The organism is Tepidicaulis sp. (assembly GCF_965222285.1).
Taxonomy (GTDB): Bacteria; Pseudomonadota; Alphaproteobacteria; order Parvibaculales; family Parvibaculaceae; genus Tepidicaulis.
The window spans coordinates 2,921,614-2,936,732 of the sequence record NZ_OZ244942.1 but is presented as its reverse complement, the minus strand read 5'-3'; the positions used below and the strand labels follow the sequence as shown (position 1 = coordinate 2,936,732).

Sequence of the window (15,119 nt, the reverse complement as noted above, 5' to 3'; positions counted from 1 at the left end):
GACGGGTCCACTGGCCTCGTAACGGCTCTTTTGAGAGGCTTTCAGCTTGGTATCGGCGCCTTTCCCGGAGAGACGCCGGGCGGTTGCCAAAATTTCGCCGCAGCTGGCAGGCAGGATGGGTAAATCCGGCACAAGCTCCGGCCGAGGCAGGATGCAAACGCATCCCGGCCTTCATGAAGACGCGTTGAAGGGGATAATGAATGGCGGGCGTTGTGCGCATGTTGGTGGTGATAGCCATAGCGGCGGGTGCTTTGTTTGCGGGCGTGGTGTTTCTTGCGCAGTCCGATCCGCCGCAGGTCCAGCCCGTTCAGAAAGTCATTGAGAATGACGCCTTCCCGAAATAACGCCTCTGCAAAGGCCGTTAAAGGCGCCTGGCAGAGGAAAACTGCGGCGCTCGTCTGCGTATCGGCGATTTTTGCGCTGATGGTGCCCCCGCTGGCCCGCGCCCAGGAGGCGCAACAGGAGGCCCCGCGCGGCCCCGTGCAGCTTATCCCGCAAAACCTGCCGGAGGTGCCGGAAGGAAGCGAGGCCCCCGGTGAGAGCGATGCCGGTGCCGCAGCGCCCCTTTCGCTTTATCCGGGCGGCGCGGCGCCGAAAGCGCCGAGCCTCCCGCCGCGTCAGATTTCCCCGCGCCCCGGCGCACTCGAATCGGGCATCGAGGTCGGTGTCCTCGGCGATGTGGGCGAGGCGAGCATCGGGCTTTTGACGGAAGATCAGGGCGGGCTCGGCGCGCGCATGTGGCAGGGCACGAGCCGGCGCGAGGTTGAGCGGCTGTTGCCGGAGCTGCCTGCACCGCTCTTCCAGCCCTCGTTGCATGATCTCCAATACCGGCTCTTGCTATCGAGCGCGGCGCCGCCTCAGGGTGCAACGGCGGGCCAATCCATCCTTTATTTGCGCCTTGAACGGCTGATGGCCGCCGGTGAAAGCGAAGCGGTGCGCCGGCTCTTTGCCGGGCGCGAGCGGGTTAAGGCGGATGCGGGCTCGGCGAAGCTGCGCGCGGAAGCCTTTCTTGCTGCGGGCGATGTCAAAGAAGCCTGCCGCTCGCTCGACCTTCTTCCGGTGGGCAGCGATCCGCTGGGCGATCCGCTTGCCGCTTTCAGCTTGAAACTGACGGCGCTTTGCCAGGCAGAGGCCGGCGAGGTCATTGCCGCCAATCTCACCGCCGATCTTGCCCGTGAGCAGGGTATGGAAGACGCGCTTTTTTATTCGCTGCTCGCGCAAAAGACGGACGGCCTGAAGCTCGATGCGCCGGCGCCCGAGCGGCTGAACCCGCTTCGTTACGCGCTTTATCTGGGGGCGGGGCGGGCGCTGCCTGCCGATGCCGTCTCTCTGGCTGAGCCTTCCTTGCTGGCGGACATGATGCGCCGGGACGGTCTTGATATGGGCCTGCGCATTCAGGCAGGTGAAAAAGCCGTCGCCGCTTATCTTGCCGCCCCGCATGAACTGGCCGCGCTTTATGCCGGTGCCAAGCTTCCCAAAAAACCGGACGAGGCCTGGCAGGCCCGCGCCGCGCTTTACAAAACCCTGTCCGATGAAAGCGTGCCGGGCGATAAGGCGGTGCTTGTCAGCGGCGGGCTTGCGGCGGCGGAAACTTCCGAAGATTTCCGGATGCTTGCCCGCGTGCTTGGTCCCATCATCGCCTCCATTCCCCCGCGCGGGGGCGATCCGGTGCTTGGCGGGCATTTCGTGCGCGCGCTTATTGTTAATGAGGAGCGGGTGCGCGCGTCCATGTGGCTTGCAGCGCTCAGCGAGGCAGGCCACCGCACGCCGCAGCTTGATGAGCTGAAAGGTATGGTGCGGTTTTTGACCGGCAAGCGCGGCGTCGAGCCCGATCTTGCGGCGGCGAGCACCGAGCTCAAACTGCGTATCGGCGAGGGCGGGCGCGTGCGGGCAGTTGCCGCCCGCGAGGCTCTGCTGCTCGATGCGCTCGGCTATCAGCTCAGCCCCGATCTTTGGGCGGCGCTGCTCGATAGCGGCGAGCTGCCGGACGGGCTGATGCCCGGCCCGCAATTGCTGCGCGCGCTGGAAGAGGCGAGCGCTGCCGGGCGGCGCGGGGAGGCGGTGCTGCTCACGCTGGCGCTGCCGGGCAAGACGGGGCTTGGCAATCTTCATCCCCAGGCGCTTGCCAATATGGTGTCGGCGCTGCTGAAAGTCGGGCTGCGCGAAGAAGCGTTCCGTTTGGCACTCGATGCGCTGCTGGCGGCAAGCGAGGCGGGGCGTGTGCCGCCTGCCTAGAAGGAAAATCGGATGGGGCGGCAAAAGGCATCGGAGGGAAAAACCATCGGCGGGGCGGATGCCCGTCTCGTCGAGATGTTTTTCGAGATGATGCAGGCCGAGCGCGGCGCTTCGAAAAACACCCTTGATGCGTATTTCCGGGACTTGCGGGATTACACTGCTTTTTTGCGCACGCGCCGGCGCTCGCTAGAAGATGCGGCCGCTGCCGATATCCGCAAATATCTGGGCCTCATCGCCAGTGAGGGGCTGGCGGAGACAACGGCGGCGCGGCGGCTTTCCTCGCTCCGCCAGCTTCATCAATTTCTCTTTGCTGAAGGGCTGCGCGCCGATGATCCGAGCGCGGCGATCGAAGGGCCGAAGCGCCCGCGCAGCTTGCCGCGCACATTGAGCGTGGAGGAAGTGGACCGGCTTTTGGAAGCTGCACGGATGTCAGCTGGCAAAAGCGCCAGCGGTGCGGCGGAGGCGGAGCTGCGCCTTGCCTATAAGGCTGCGCGCACGGTCTGCCTGCTTGAACTCCTTTATGCAACGGGCCTGCGCGTCAGCGAACTTGTGAGCCTGCCGGTGCGGGCGGTGACGGGGGAGACGCGGCTTATCCTCGTCAAAGGCAAAGGCAACAAGGAGCGCACGGTGCCGCTGACGGAGGCGGCGCGCGATGCTGTTTATCTTTATCTGCCGCTGCGGGCGAAGAAAGCGGGCGAGGGCAATCCCTGGCTCTTTCCCTCGCGCGGCAAGGAGCCGCATTTGACGCGGCACCGCTTTGCGCAAATCCTGAAGGACGTGGCGCGCGAGGCGGGCATCGATGCGCGCCAGGTCTCCCCGCATGTGCTGCGCCATGCGTTCGCCAGCCACTTGCTGGCAAACGGGGCGGATCTGCGTTCCCTGCAGAAACTGCTCGGCCATGCGGATATTTCCACGACGCAGATTTACACCCATGTTTTGGAAGAACGGCTGCGCACGCTGGTGGAAACCCATCACCCGCTTGCCAAAAACTTCTGAAGCGCGTTTCTAAGGAGTGCCGCCGGGCGTGGTTCCTGCGCGCAAATCGAAGCTGAGGGTCGGCGGGCCGGGCGGGCGGTGCACATGTTTCAGCTTGTCGGGATTGCGCATCATATAGACATGGGAGATGCGGCCTTCATCATCCGTATCGAGGGCGACGCTCATATAGATTTCTTCGCCGGTAAAAGTGACGAAGCCGGGCAGGCCGTTGATCCGGGCGCTATAAAATTCCAGTGTCTGGCCGGGCAGTCGGCCGCTTTCCACCCAGCGCACCCATTTGCGCGAGAGCCCGAGGATGAAGCGGGTGACGCGGTCGCGCCCGTATAGCGGGTTGAGCGCGGCCTGCACCTTGCCGCCGCCATCCGAAAGCAGCACCGCGTCTTTCGCGCAGAGCTTTCCGAAGGCTTCCACGTCGCCCGATTGCAGGGCTTGCAGAAAGGCGCTGTGCAGGAAGCTGTGCTGATCCTTCGTCTGCTCGAAACGCGGTTTGCCGGCGCGGATATGTTTATGGGCCCGGCTGACGATCTGGCGGCAGGCAGCTTCCGACTTGCCGAGGATGCGGGCAATCTCGCCGTAATCTGTGTCGAAGGCTTCGCGCAGGATGAAGGCGGCGCGTTCTTCCGGCCCGAGCTGCTCCAACACCATCATCAGCGCCAGGGAGACATCATCGGCAAGGGCGATTCTGTCTTCCGGTGAAGGTGTCTTTTCATCGGGCAGATGGTCGAGATCGAATTCGATGAGCGGGGTGGGCAGCCAGGGGCCTGGATAGGTTTCCCGGCGGGCCTTTTGCGCGCGCAGATGGTCGATGGCAAGGCGCGTGACGGTGGTGGTGAGCCAGGCTTTGGGCGAGCGGATTTCGCTTGCCTGCACACGCGACCAGCGCAGCCAGGCTTCCTGCACCACGTCTTCGGCCTCCGCCAGCGTGCCGAGCAGGCGGTAGGCGACGCGCATCGCGTGGGGGCGCAGGCTTTCGAATGTCTCTTCCGGGCTCATTTGCTCAGCTTACTCCCGCGCGCTCGCCTCTGCACCAATAGGCAAGGCCGAGGGCGACAAAGACCGGCAGGAAGACGCCGGGCAGGTCGATGATCAGATGATCCATCGGCAGGCGCTCTGCGGCCACATCCCACAGATGCAAGAGGGCATGCAGGCCGAGGAAAATGGCGACGGCGATGAGAAAAGGCGTTGCGAGCGCAAGGCGGCGCGCCGCCCAGAAGAGGAGCAGGCCCTGGGTGAGATAGGCGACGCCGATATCGCGCACAAAATGAGGGTTGAAGGGGCCGGTATTCGGCACGCCGGCAATATCGCCGTACCAGGCAAGCGGGGCGGCGAGCATATAGACCCCGTTTGCTGAGAGAGTAAGCGCGAAAAGCGCGATCAGCCCCCGTTTCATGAGCGCGCTGCGCACTCTTATTGCGGTCTCTTGCATTCTTCATCTCCCCAGATTGGTCATGGCCCGCGGGCGGTGCCGGCTCTATGGGTGACGGGGTATCCGCCTCCTTTGTGACAGCCTTCCCTAACGTCTTCTATTCGCTCGCCTTTTGGCAGGACCAATCCGGCGACGGGCAGGGGCTCTCCGGCACGTCAACGCAGTTGACAAGGGGGGGAAGCCGGGCCAGTGTGCCGCAAATTTGTGGCTCTCTTGTCACAGTTGGAACGGGATGGCGCGAGCGGGGAGCGATGCTGAGTTATCTTGAGTTTGAAAAGCCGATTGCTGAACTGGAAGGCAAGGTTCAAGAGCTGAAAACCCTGGCTCAGGAAGACCCGTCGGTCAGTATTTCCGATGAAGTGGCCAAGCTCGAAACCAAAGCCGCGCAGCTGCTGAAAGACACGTATAGCCGTCTCGATCCCTGGCAGAAGACGCAGGTCGCCCGCCACCCCAACCGTCCGCATTTCGTCGATTACGTCAAAGGCCTCATTCAGGACTTCACGCCGCTGGCCGGCGACCGCCTGTTTGCCGAGGACGCGGCGATCATCGGCGGGCTTGGCCGGTTCCGCGGCCGTTCCGTGGTCGTCATGGGCCATGAAAAAGGCTCGGACATGGAAACGCGCATGCGCCACAATTTCGGCATGGCGCGCCCGGAAGGTTATCGCAAGGGCATCCGCCTTCTGGATATGGCCGAGCGTTTCGATATGCCGGTGATCACGCTGGTGGATACGGCAGGCGCTTATCCGGGCATCGGCTCGGAAGAGCGCGGTGTTGCCGAAGCCATTGCCCGCTCCATGGACCGCTGCCTCGGCCTTTCCGTGCCGATGATTTCGGTGGTGATCGGCGAGGGCATGTCGGGCGGGGCGATTGCGATTGCCGCGGGCAACCGGGTGCTGATGCTCGAACATTCGATTTATGCAGTGATTTCGCCGGAAGGCTGCAGCTCCATTCTCTGGCGCTCCTCGGACAAGGCCAAAGAGGCGGCGACCGCCATGAAAGTGACGGCGCAGAGCCTTGAAGAGCTTGGCATCATCGACCGCATCCTGCCCGAGCCTGTGGGCGGCGCGCACCGGGAGCGGGCGCAGATGATTCGCGAGACGGGCGATGCCATCGAAGAAGAATTGCGCGGCCTCGACGGGCTCGATGCCGATGCGCTCCGCCGCCAGCGGCGCGAGAAATTCATGGCCATGGGCAAGCACGGGCTCTCCTAAGAGCAGCCCGCGTGGCCGCCTAGAGCGGCCAGAAGACTTAAAGCGGCCAGAAGACCATGAGCAGCGGCACGGCGACGGCCACAATCAAAACTTCAAGCGGCAGGCCGAGCCGCCAATAATCCCCGAACCTATATCCCCCCGGCGCCATGACCAGCGTGTTGGACTGGTGGCCGATGGGCGTGAGGAAGGCGCAGCTTGCGCCGATGGCGACACTCATCAAGAGCGGATCGGGGTTGACTCCCATGCCGCCCGCGATGGCGATGGCAAGCGGTGCCATGATGAGGGCGGTGGCCGCGTTGTTCATCAGGTCGGAGAGGAACATCGTCACCACCATCAAAAGCGCGATGATGCACCAGGCGGGCAGATTGCCCGTTAGCTCAAGCAGGCTGCCGGCAATGAGCGCGGTGGTGCCAGAGGCTTCGAGCGCCGTGCCGAGCGGGATCATGCCGCCCAGAAGCACGATGACTGGCCAGTCGATATAGGAATAAAGCTCGCGCAGATTGAGAATATCGAGCAGCAGATAGGCGACGATGGCGGTGATGAAGGCGACGGCGATGGGCAGGATGCCGAGCATGGAAAGGGCGATGCAGCCGGCGAAAATCAGCACGGCGGTCAGCGCCTTGCGCGGCTGGCCGAGGCTGAGCCCGCGTTCGGGCAGCGGCAAGAGGCCCATTTCCTGAATGAGTTCCAGTTGCTGTTCGCCGCGCTGCTGCAGAAGCAAAACGTCGCCTGCCTGAAAGCGCACATTGTGAAGACGCCGGCGTACTGGCTCGCTTTTGCGGGCAAGTGCCAGCAGCGAGAGCTGGTAGCCGGAGCGGCGCTCGATGGAAGCAGCACTGCGCCCGAGCAGCATGGAATCGGGAGAAACGATCGCCTCGCTCAAATGCAGTGCCTCGCCCCGTTCCTTTTCGCTTTGCATGGCGGTTTTCGAGCGGTCGGTGATGAGCTCAAGGCCCAATTCATCGATCCAGGGTTCCAGATCCTTCGGGTCGGCGCGCAGGATGAGAATGTCGTTGTGATTGATGGTGCGCCAGGGATCGGGTGTTTCGATCTGCCCGTCCGGGCCCACCTTGCCGGTGGCGGCGATTTCCTCGCCTGTCATCTGTTCCAGATGCACCATGCGCTTGCCGATGAGTTTGCTCTTCTCGCGCACGCGCGCTTCCACGACATAATCGTTGATATGAAAAAGCGCATCGCCCGAAACCCCGCCCTTGCGCTCCTTCGGGATGAGCCGCCAGCCGATCAGCGTGATGAAGAAAAGGCCCACCAATGCGACGGGAGCGCCGACATAGGAAAAATCGAACATGGTGTAAGGCGCGCCCACCGCATTGGCGCGGAAAGAAGAAATGATGATGTTGGGCGGCGTGCCGATCAGCGTCATCATGCCGCCTAAGATCGAACCGAAGGCAAGCGGCATCAAAAGAAGCGCGGGCGGGCGGCCGCGTTCCTCGGCGCTGGCAAGCGCGACGGGCAGGAGAACGGCGAGCGCCCCGACATTGTTCATGAAAGCGGAAGCCAGCGCGCAGACCCCCGTCAGCACCGCCATTTGGCTGAATGAGGTTTTTGTGAAGGGGCCGATATAGCGGGCGATGATGTCGACCGTGCCGGCGTTCTTGAGGGCCCGGCTGACGACAAGCACGGCGGCAACGGTAATGACGGCGGGATGACCGAAACCTTCCACCAGCGCATCCGCCGGCACGAGGCCGCTCAGGCCCGTGCCGATCATGACAATGAGCGCCACGATGTCGTGGCGCAGCTTGCCCCAAATGAAGAGCGTCAGCGCCAGAATGAGAAGTCCCAGCGCGATCATCTGCTCAAGTGTCATATGTTGCCCGATCTATCCGAGTAATTCTTTGAAGGCGGCGCGCACGTCGTCTGCAAAAAGCTCCGGCTCTTCCATGGCGGCGAAATGGCCGCCGCGCTCCATGATTTTAAAGCGCTTCAGATTATAGCCGCGTTCCGCCCAGCTTTGCGGGGTAAGGGGGAGCGTGTCCATGGGATATTCGCTATAGGCGGTGGGCACGGTGACCTTTTCGCCCCGCTTCAGGCGGTTGGAGTTTTCCGCAGGCCCCGCCTTATAGAGCGTGTTGGCGGAATTGATGGTGCCCGTGAACCAGTAGATGGAGAACTGGGTCAGGATCGTGTCCATGGGAAAGCGCGCTTCCATGCCCTCCCAGGGGTGGGATTTTTCGGTGTCGCCGAGGCGGTAATATTTATCCGCCAGCCAGCCGGCAAGGCCTGCGGGCGAATCGTGGAGGCCGAAGGCAAGCGCCATGGGTTTGGTGGACTGGATGGAGCGGTAGCCCTCCTCCTGGCGCCACCAGGCTTGCATTTCCTTGATCCAGGCCGCTTCTTCCTCCGTCACGGGCTTGTCTTTCACATCCGGGCGCAGCGGCAGCATGGTCAGATGAATGGCAAGCAGGCTGTCGGCATGCTGGAGAGCAAGGCGCGAGGTGACGAAGCTGCCCCAGTCACCGGCCTGGGCGGCGTATTTGTCGTAGCCGAGCACGTCGGTCATGAGTTTGTGCCAAAGCTCGGCAATGGCGGCGGGGCCGATGGGCTGCGCCGGCTTTGAGGAAAAGCCGTAACCGACGAGCGAGGGCACGATCACATCGAAGGCCGGGCCGTCCGCACCATAGGTTTGCGGATGGGCAAGCCGGTCCACGACATCCAGAAACTCGCGGAAGCTCGAGGGCCAGCCATGGGTCATGATCAGCGGAATGGCATTCGGCTGCGAGGAGCGCTCATAGATGAAATGGATTTCGTGATCGGCCCCGTCCTCATCCGTGATTGTCGCGCGGTACTGCTTGAACGTGTTGAGCCAGGCTTCCTGCTTGCGCCAATCGAAATCGTCGCGCCAATAAGTGAGCAGCCGCTCCATGTAGCTGAGATTGGTGCCGTAATCCCAATTTTCGTTTCCGTCCGGCTCGTTCGGCAGACGGGTCTGGGCGAGCCGTGTTTTCAGATCCGCGATTTCGCCGTCCGAGACGTGAATGGTGAAGGGGTCGGCGGGAATGACGGGATGGGTCATGGGGCTTCTTTCCATAATCGGTCGCGCAGAGGTTTTGGTGCGGGGTCAGCCGGTAAGTTTGCCGATGAAATCGCGCAGATCCTTGACGAAAGCCTCGCCCTGTTCCAGCGCCGCGAAGTGACCGCCTTTGTCGAACGTGGACCAGTGAACGACATTATAGCCTTTCTCCACCATCGAACGGGGCGGGAAGGTGAAGAGTTCCCCCGGATAATTGGCAATGCCGGTGGGCACGGTGACAGAGGTGCCCGGCGCCATGTTCGTGCCGCCTTCCTCGAACATGCCGCGGTAATACCAGGTCGCGGTGTTGAAGGTGCGGGTGACGAGATAGATCATGATGTTGGTCAGCAGCGTGTCTTTCGAAAAAGCATGCTCGATATGCACCGTGCCGTCCGGCCCGCGCGTGTCGCCCCAGGTTGCGAATTTTTCCACGATCCAGGCGGCAGCCCCCACGGGGCTGTCCATCATCGCGTAGGAAAGCGATTGGGGTTTCGTCATTTGCAGGCGCAAATAAGCCCCTTCCATTTCGAACATGAAGGCGGCGCCTTCGGCCCATTTCTTTTCTTCCTCCGTTTCAGGAAGAGCGGGCGGGCGCACGCCGTACATGTTGAGGTGAATGGCCTTGCAGCCGCCGCCTTTGTTTATTCCATGCTCATAGCCGAGCCAGCCGGTGACGACCGAGCCCCAGTCGCCGCCTTGGGCGATATAGGTGTCATAACCCAAAACCTCACGCATGAGCCGGTCCCAAAGCGCGGCGGTGAATTTCGGTCCGACGGGTTTTTTCGGTTTGCCGGAAAAGCCGTAGCCGGGAAGAGACGGCACGATGAGCGTCAGCCCGTCTTCGGCATTGCCGCCGAATTTTTCCGGATGCGCCAAGGGCTCGATAACGTCATAGAATTCCAGCACCGAGCCCGGCCAGCCATGGGTGAGAAGAACCGGCTGCGGATTGGCGCCCGAGCCTTTGACATGCAGGAAGTGGATTTCCTGCCCGTCGATTTCGGTTTTGAACTGAGGGAAGGCGTTGAGCTTCGTCTCGAAGGCGCGCCAGTCATAGTGATGCGTCCAGTATTCGCAGAGCTCCTTCATATAGGCCATGTCCGTGCCATAGGCCCAGCGGTCGCCGCCATCGTCGATAATTGGCATTTCATGCCATTCATATTGACGGACCTTGGCCAGAATGCCGTCGATGATGCTTTGGGGAATGTCGACCTTAAAGGGAACGGGGGATGTCATGAGCGCTCTCCTGCTGACCTTATTGTTTGTTGGCGCGCATTATGACAGCCGCAGAGCGCGGTGCAAACAAAGCCAGAGGGCGGTTTTCAGCGCCGCCCGGCCCGGCAAAACGCGAATGGCCGATTGTCGCCGCGGCAACAAGCAGATAGATTGCCCGCAACAAGAATTTGAAAAATCGAGGCGGGGTAGGAGATGGCTCAAGAAGCGGCGCCGGTGTCACCGGCCGATAAAATCACGCCGGGATACCGGTCTTATGCGCTCGGCATTTTGGTGCTCGGCTATACATCGAGCCATGTGGACCGGAATATTGTCGGCATTCTGGTCGAGCCGCTTAAGGCCGATCTCCTGCTTTCCGATACGCAAATCGGTTTTCTGAGCGGCATCGCCTTTGCGCTTTTCTATGCAACGCTCGGCATTCCCATCGCCATATGGGCGGACCGCAGCAACCGGCGCAACATCATTGCCGGCGCCATCGCCATCTGGTCGGCGATGACGGCCATGTGCGGCCTTGCCAATAATTTCTGGACGCTTGCCCTTGCCCGTATCGGGGTGGGGATCGGCGAGGCAGGCTCAAGCCCGCCGTCCCATTCCATGATCGCCGATCTTTACGGCCCCACCGAGCGGGCGGGCGCCATGGCGATCTACTCGCTCGGCGTTTATCTCGGCGTGATGATCGGGCTTTTCGTCGGCGGCTGGGTGACGGAGCTTTACGGCTGGCGCATGGCGTTCTTCGTGGTCGGTCTGCCCGGCGTCCTTATCGCGCTGCTCGTGCGCTATACGCTGGTCGAGCCGCCGCGCGGCCATTCGGAAGGGGCGGGCGAACAGGAAGCCCATCCGCCGATGACGCTGGCGCTCTTCACCGGCATGATCAAGGCGGGTTTCCATCATCTCTGGAGCAAGATTGCCGCACGCCATGTGGTGATCGGCGTGACGCTTACCTCGTTTGTCGGTTATGGCGGTATCGCCTGGGGCCCGGCCTTTCTGATCCGCACGCATGGCATGTCGCCTGCGGAAGTAGGCACCTGGCTTGCCCCGCTTGTCGGCATTGTCGGCGGGCTCGGCGCGCTGATCGGCGGCAAGCTGACCGACCATCTTTCCAAGAAGGACGTGCGCTGGAACACCTGGGTCGTGGCCGTTGCCAAGCTCGCTGCCGTGCCCTTCATCGCGGTTTTCTATCTCATCGATAATTTCCCGGCGTTCAGCATCGGCGGCGTCGATATTTCCATCCTCTGGGTGCTTTATGTGCCGATCTCGCTGCTCGGCGCCTTCTATCTCGGCCCGTCCTTCGCGATGATCCAGACGCTGACGCCGCTGCGCCAGCGCGCGCTTGCCTCGGCCGTCATGCTCTTCATCCTGAACCTTATCGGCCTCGGCTTCGGGCCGCAGGTTGTCGGCATCATCTCCGACGTCTTGCGGGCCGATTACGGCTTCGGCGTGGATTCGCTGCGCTGGGCGCTTTTCGGCACGGCGATGCTCAACATCTGGGCGGCCTATCATTATTGGGCGGCGGGCCGGCGGCTGAAAGCAGAGCAGCAGGCGGGCGCATGAGCCTGACGCTGCAAGGGGCCGCCTACAGCGCCTATACGCGGATCGTGCGGCTGGTGCTGGAGGAAAAGGCGCTCGCCTATGCGTTCGAGGAGATCGACTTCATCTCCGAAGGGATGGGCAAGAGCGCCCATCCTTTCGCGAAAGTGCCGGTGCTCACCCATAACGGCCAGCGCTTCTTCGAGACGGGTCCTATCTGCCTTTATCTTGAAGAGGCCGCGGGCGGCCCGGCGCTCCTGCCGGAAGATGCCGCAAGCCGCGCCCATGTGCGTGCCGCCATCGCCATGCTCGACAATTACATCTGGCCCGATATTCGCGAGCTTGTGACGCAGCAGGTCTTCGCGCCGATTGCGGGCGGCTGGCCGGACGACATGCTGAGCGAGCGCATGGAAGCCCGGCTTGCAAAGTCACTCGGCGCTTTTGCCGGCCATTACGGGAACGGCGACTGGCTTGGCGGAGCGGCATTCAGCCTTGCCGATTGTCACTTCGCACCGATGATGGACTATCTGATGCAAACCCGTCAGGGCCTTGCCTTGATGGAAGAGCGGGGCGACCTTGCCGCCTGGTGGGCGCGCATGAAAAAACGCGATAGCCTTGCCGCTACCGCGTTTTCTCTTGAAGCCTATCCTTTTGCCGCCAAGCCCGGCGACTGAGCGTTTCGCCTTTAGGCGACGGCCCCGTGGCAATGTTTGTATTTCTTGCCCGAGCCGCAGGGGCAGGGCGCGTTGCGCGAAATCTTGCCCCAGGTCGAAGGATCGTCCGGGTTCATGGGCACATCCGCGCGGGGACGTGTCAGCGTTGCGGTGTCACCTGCCTCTTCCATTTCATCGCGCCCGGTGAGCGGGTCGACATGGTGGGCATGCATTTCCGGCAGCGCCTGTTCTTCCAGCTTCGGCGCATCGGCCTCGGAAACGAATTGCACGTTCATGAGCTGCTCGGTCACATCCCGGCGCAGACGAATAAGCAGCGCTTCGAAAAGCTCGAAGGCTTCCGTCTTATATTCGTTGAGCGGGTCGCGCTGTGCGTAGCCGCGCAGACCCACGGCCTGGCGCAGGTGATCGAGCATTTGTAAGTGCTCGCGCCAGCGCCCGTCGATGAGCTGCAGGAGCACCGCTTTTTCCACCTGGCGGATGATTTCCGGGCCGACCTGCGTCACTTTCTGCGCCATATGGGCATCGGCGGCGCGGGTGATGCGCTCACGGATTTCTTCATCCGCAATGCCTTCTTCTGCGGCCCAATCCTTGATCGGCAGATCGAGGCTGAGGATTTTTTTCGTTTCCTCCAGAAGCCCGTCCACATCCCACTGCTCGGCATAGGCCTTTTCGGGGATATGGGTGCTTACCATGTCTTCGATCACTTCATGGCGCATGTCGGCAATGGTCTCGGAGACGTCGTCCATGCGCATCAGCTCGATGCGCTGCTCGAAGATCACCTTGCGCTGATCGTTCATCACATTGTCGAACTTCAGAAGGTTCTTACGGATGTCGAAGTTGCGTGCCTCGACCTTGGCCTGCGCCTTTTCCAGCGCCTTGTTGATCCAGGGATGGACGATCGCCTCGCCTTCCTGCAGGCCGAGCTTCTGCAGCATCCCGTCCATGCGGTCGGTGCCGAAGATGCGCATCAGATCGTCTTCGAGGGAGAGATAGAATTTCGAGCGGCCGGGATCGCCCTGGCGGCCCGAGCGCCCGCGCAACTGGTTGTCGATGCGGCGGCTTTCATGGCGCTCCGTGCCGATGACGTAAAGCCCGCCAGCTTCGAGCGCGATTTGCTTCTTTGCCTCGATGTCCTTGAGAAGCTCGGCCTTTTTCGTTTCCAGCGCATCGCCTTCAAGGCCTGCCGCCTCTTCTTCCAGGCGCATGTCGATATTGCCGCCGAGCTGAATGTCGGTGCCGCGGCCGGCCATGTTCGTGGCGATGGTGACGGCGCCGGGCACGCCTGCCTGAGCGATGATATGGGCTTCCTGCTCGTGGTAGCGGGCGTTCAGCACATTATGCTTGATGCGCTTTTTCTTCAGGAAGTCGGAAAGAAGCTCGGATTTCTCGATCGAGGTGGTGCCGACGAGAACGGGCTGGCCGCGCTCCATGCAATCGGCGATCTCTTCGACGATGGCTTCGTATTTCTCGCGCGCGGTGCGGTAAACCTCGTCGTCCTCGTCTTTACGGGAGATGGGCAGGTTGGTCGGGATTTCCACCACGTCGAGCCCGTAAATATCCATGAATTCTTCCGCTTCCGTCAGCGCCGTGCCGGTCATGCCGGAAAGCTTTTCATAGAGGCGGAAGTAATTCTGAAAAGTGACGGAGGCGAGCGTCTGGTTTTCCGGCTGGATCGGGACTTCTTCCTTGGCTTCCAGCGCTTGGTGCAGCCCGTCCGAATAGCGCCGGCCTTCCATCATGCGGCCGGTGAACTCGTCGATGATGACGACCTTGCCGCCCTTGACGATATAGTCCTTGTCCTTCTGGAAGAGCTTGTGTGCTTTCAGGGCATTGTTGACGTGGTGAACGAGGGAGATGTTCTCCACATCGTAAAGCCCGCCTTCGTTCAAAAGTTCGCGCTCGGCCAGCATCGTCTCGACGATCTCGTTGCCTTCTTCCGTCAGGCTGACGGTGCGGGCCTTTTCATCAAGCTCGAAGGCTTCTTCCGGCAGATCGGGGATCAGCTTGTCGACGCTGGTATAAAGCTCGGATTTGTCTTCCACGGGACCGGAGATGATGAGCGGTGTGCGCGCTTCATCGACCAGAATGGAGTCCACTTCGTCGACCACGGCGAAATGATGCCCGCGCTGTACCATGGCGTTCAGCTGGTACTTCATGTTGTCGCGCAGATAATCGAAGCCGAGCTCGTTATTGGTGCCGTAAGTGATGTCGGCGGCATAGGCGGCGCGGCGCTCTTCATCGCTTATCCCGTGCAGGATGACGCCGACATTCATGCCGAGGAATTCATAGACCTGGCCCATCCAGCCCGCATCGCGCTTGGCCAGATAATCGTTCACCGTCACGACATGGACGCCTTTGCCGGGCAGAGCGTTGAGATAGGCGGCAAGGGTGGAGACAAGCGTCTTGCCTTCCCCCGTCTTCATTTCGGAAATCTTGCCTTCATGAAGAACCATGCCGCCGATGAGCTGCACATCATAGTGCCGCTGGCCGAGGGTGCGCCGGGCCGCCTCGCGCACCACGGCAAAGGCTTCCGGTAAAAGCGCATCGAGGCTTTCCCCGCCTGCCAGCCGGTCGCGGAATTCGTTGGTCTTTTCCTGCAGGGCAAGGTCGGAAAGCGCCTCGGTGGCGGGCTCCAGGGCGTTGATAGCCTCAACGTTGCGTGTGTAAGCCTTCAGTTTGCGGTCATTCGACGTGCCGAAAAACCGCCGAGCCAGGGCGCCCAAGCTTGCCATTGGGTATTAACCTCATTCTGTCGGGGGCGGGGCCGCCCCTCGCGTGCCGGAGAGCCTTTC

At 61.9% G+C, this 15,119-nt stretch carries 12 protein-coding genes; 6 read left to right on the top strand and 6 right to left on the bottom strand.

Annotated elements, in window-relative coordinates:
* The first annotated feature begins 200 nt into the window (after positions 1-200).
* Genes ACOQOT_RS14030 through ACOQOT_RS14020 form a run of 3 tightly spaced genes read left to right on the top strand, consistent with a single transcriptional unit; the run spans position 201 to position 3,231 of the window.
* Positions 201-344 carry a hypothetical protein gene (locus ACOQOT_RS14030; RefSeq protein ID WP_420559811.1) on the top strand — a complete coding sequence of 48 codons (144 nt, stop codon included), beginning with the start codon at positions 201-203 and terminating at the stop codon, positions 342-344.
* Positions 325-2,235: a hypothetical protein gene (locus ACOQOT_RS14025; protein WP_420559810.1), complete on the top strand. Its 1,911-nt coding sequence runs from the start codon at positions 325-327 to the stop codon at positions 2,233-2,235. The genes ACOQOT_RS14030 and ACOQOT_RS14025 overlap by 20 nt, the downstream gene beginning before the upstream one ends.
* A gap of 45 nt (positions 2,236-2,280) precedes the next feature.
* The gene (locus ACOQOT_RS14020; RefSeq protein ID WP_420561956.1) at positions 2,281-3,231 is read left to right on the top strand and encodes a site-specific tyrosine recombinase XerD; all 951 of its coding nucleotides are present in this window, start codon (positions 2,281-2,283) and stop codon (positions 3,229-3,231) included.
* A 9-nt stretch (positions 3,232-3,240) separates the two neighbouring features.
* On the opposite strand, the gene ACOQOT_RS14015 is transcribed toward ACOQOT_RS14020, so the two are convergent.
* Positions 3,241-4,224, bottom strand: a complete 984-nt coding sequence (locus ACOQOT_RS14015; protein ID WP_420559809.1) for a sigma-70 family RNA polymerase sigma factor — start codon at positions 4,222-4,224, stop codon at positions 3,241-3,243.
* A gap of 4 nt (positions 4,225-4,228) precedes the next feature.
* A complete protein-coding gene (locus ACOQOT_RS14010) occupies positions 4,229-4,657 on the bottom strand; it encodes a hypothetical protein (protein ID WP_420559808.1) in 429 nt (142 codons plus the stop codon).
* A gap of 251 nt (positions 4,658-4,908) precedes the next feature.
* On the opposite strand from ACOQOT_RS14010, the gene ACOQOT_RS14005 reads away from it, so the two are divergent.
* A complete protein-coding gene (locus ACOQOT_RS14005; RefSeq protein WP_420559807.1) occupies positions 4,909-5,868 on the top strand; it encodes an acetyl-CoA carboxylase carboxyltransferase subunit alpha in 960 nt (319 codons plus the stop codon).
* 37 nt (positions 5,869-5,905) lie between these two features.
* Here the strand turns inward: ACOQOT_RS14005 and ACOQOT_RS14000 are convergent, their stop codons facing one another.
* From ACOQOT_RS14000 to ACOQOT_RS13990, 3 genes are read right to left on the bottom strand one after another with little or no spacing between them, the layout of a single operon-like run.
* Positions 5,906-7,693, bottom strand: a complete 1,788-nt coding sequence (locus ACOQOT_RS14000) for an SLC13 family permease (protein WP_420559806.1) — start codon at positions 7,691-7,693, stop codon at positions 5,906-5,908.
* A 12-nt stretch (positions 7,694-7,705) separates the two neighbouring features.
* The gene (locus ACOQOT_RS13995; protein ID WP_420559805.1) at positions 7,706-8,899 is read right to left on the bottom strand and encodes an epoxide hydrolase family protein; all 1,194 of its coding nucleotides are present in this window, start codon (positions 8,897-8,899) and stop codon (positions 7,706-7,708) included.
* Positions 8,900-8,944: 45 nt separating this feature from the next.
* Positions 8,945-10,129, bottom strand: a complete 1,185-nt coding sequence (locus ACOQOT_RS13990; protein WP_420559804.1) for an epoxide hydrolase family protein — start codon at positions 10,127-10,129, stop codon at positions 8,945-8,947.
* Between the two features lie 192 nt (positions 10,130-10,321).
* Between ACOQOT_RS13990 and ACOQOT_RS13985 the strand changes: the two genes are divergently transcribed.
* Both ACOQOT_RS13985 and ACOQOT_RS13980 read left to right on the top strand, forming a co-directional pair.
* Positions 10,322-11,677: a spinster family MFS transporter gene (locus ACOQOT_RS13985; protein WP_420559803.1), complete on the top strand. Its 1,356-nt coding sequence runs from the start codon at positions 10,322-10,324 to the stop codon at positions 11,675-11,677.
* Positions 11,674-12,327, top strand: coding sequence for a glutathione S-transferase family protein (locus ACOQOT_RS13980; protein ID WP_420559802.1), 654 nt, complete (start codon positions 11,674-11,676; stop codon positions 12,325-12,327). Before ACOQOT_RS13985 ends, ACOQOT_RS13980 begins: the two co-directional genes overlap by 4 nt.
* Before the next feature lie 11 nt (positions 12,328-12,338).
* On the opposite strand, the gene secA is transcribed toward ACOQOT_RS13980, so the two are convergent.
* A complete protein-coding gene (gene secA / locus ACOQOT_RS13975; protein WP_420559801.1) occupies positions 12,339-15,059 on the bottom strand; it encodes a preprotein translocase subunit SecA in 2,721 nt (906 codons plus the stop codon).
* Between the last annotated feature and the right edge of the window lie 60 nt (positions 15,060-15,119).

What these genes read in the sequence shown, in the direction of transcription:
- ACOQOT_RS14030 (WP_420559811.1), top strand. Translation starts at nt 201, where the DNA reads ATGGCGGGCGTTGTGCGCATGTTGGTGGTGATAGCCATAGCGGCGGGT.
- ACOQOT_RS14025 (WP_420559810.1), top strand. Translation starts at nt 325, where the DNA reads ATGACGCCTTCCCGAAATAACGCCTCTGCAAAGGCCGTTAAAGGCGCC.
- ACOQOT_RS14015 (WP_420559809.1), bottom strand. Translation starts at nt 4,224, where the DNA reads ATGAGCCCGGAAGAGACATTCGAAAGCCTGCGCCCCCACGCGATGCGC.
- ACOQOT_RS14010 (WP_420559808.1), bottom strand. Translation starts at nt 4,657, where the DNA reads ATGCAAGAGACCGCAATAAGAGTGCGCAGCGCGCTCATGAAACGGGGG.
- ACOQOT_RS14005 (WP_420559807.1), top strand. Translation starts at nt 4,909, where the DNA reads ATGCTGAGTTATCTTGAGTTTGAAAAGCCGATTGCTGAACTGGAAGGC.
- ACOQOT_RS14000 (WP_420559806.1), bottom strand. Translation starts at nt 7,693, where the DNA reads ATGACACTTGAGCAGATGATCGCGCTGGGACTTCTCATTCTGGCGCTG.
- ACOQOT_RS13995 (WP_420559805.1), bottom strand. Translation starts at nt 8,899, where the DNA reads ATGACCCATCCCGTCATTCCCGCCGACCCCTTCACCATTCACGTCTCG.
- ACOQOT_RS13990 (WP_420559804.1), bottom strand. Translation starts at nt 10,129, where the DNA reads ATGACATCCCCCGTTCCCTTTAAGGTCGACATTCCCCAAAGCATCATC.
- ACOQOT_RS13985 (WP_420559803.1), top strand. Translation starts at nt 10,322, where the DNA reads ATGGCTCAAGAAGCGGCGCCGGTGTCACCGGCCGATAAAATCACGCCG.
- ACOQOT_RS13980 (WP_420559802.1), top strand. Translation starts at nt 11,674, where the DNA reads ATGAGCCTGACGCTGCAAGGGGCCGCCTACAGCGCCTATACGCGGATC.
- secA (WP_420559801.1), bottom strand. Translation starts at nt 15,059, where the DNA reads ATGGCAAGCTTGGGCGCCCTGGCTCGGCGGTTTTTCGGCACGTCGAAT.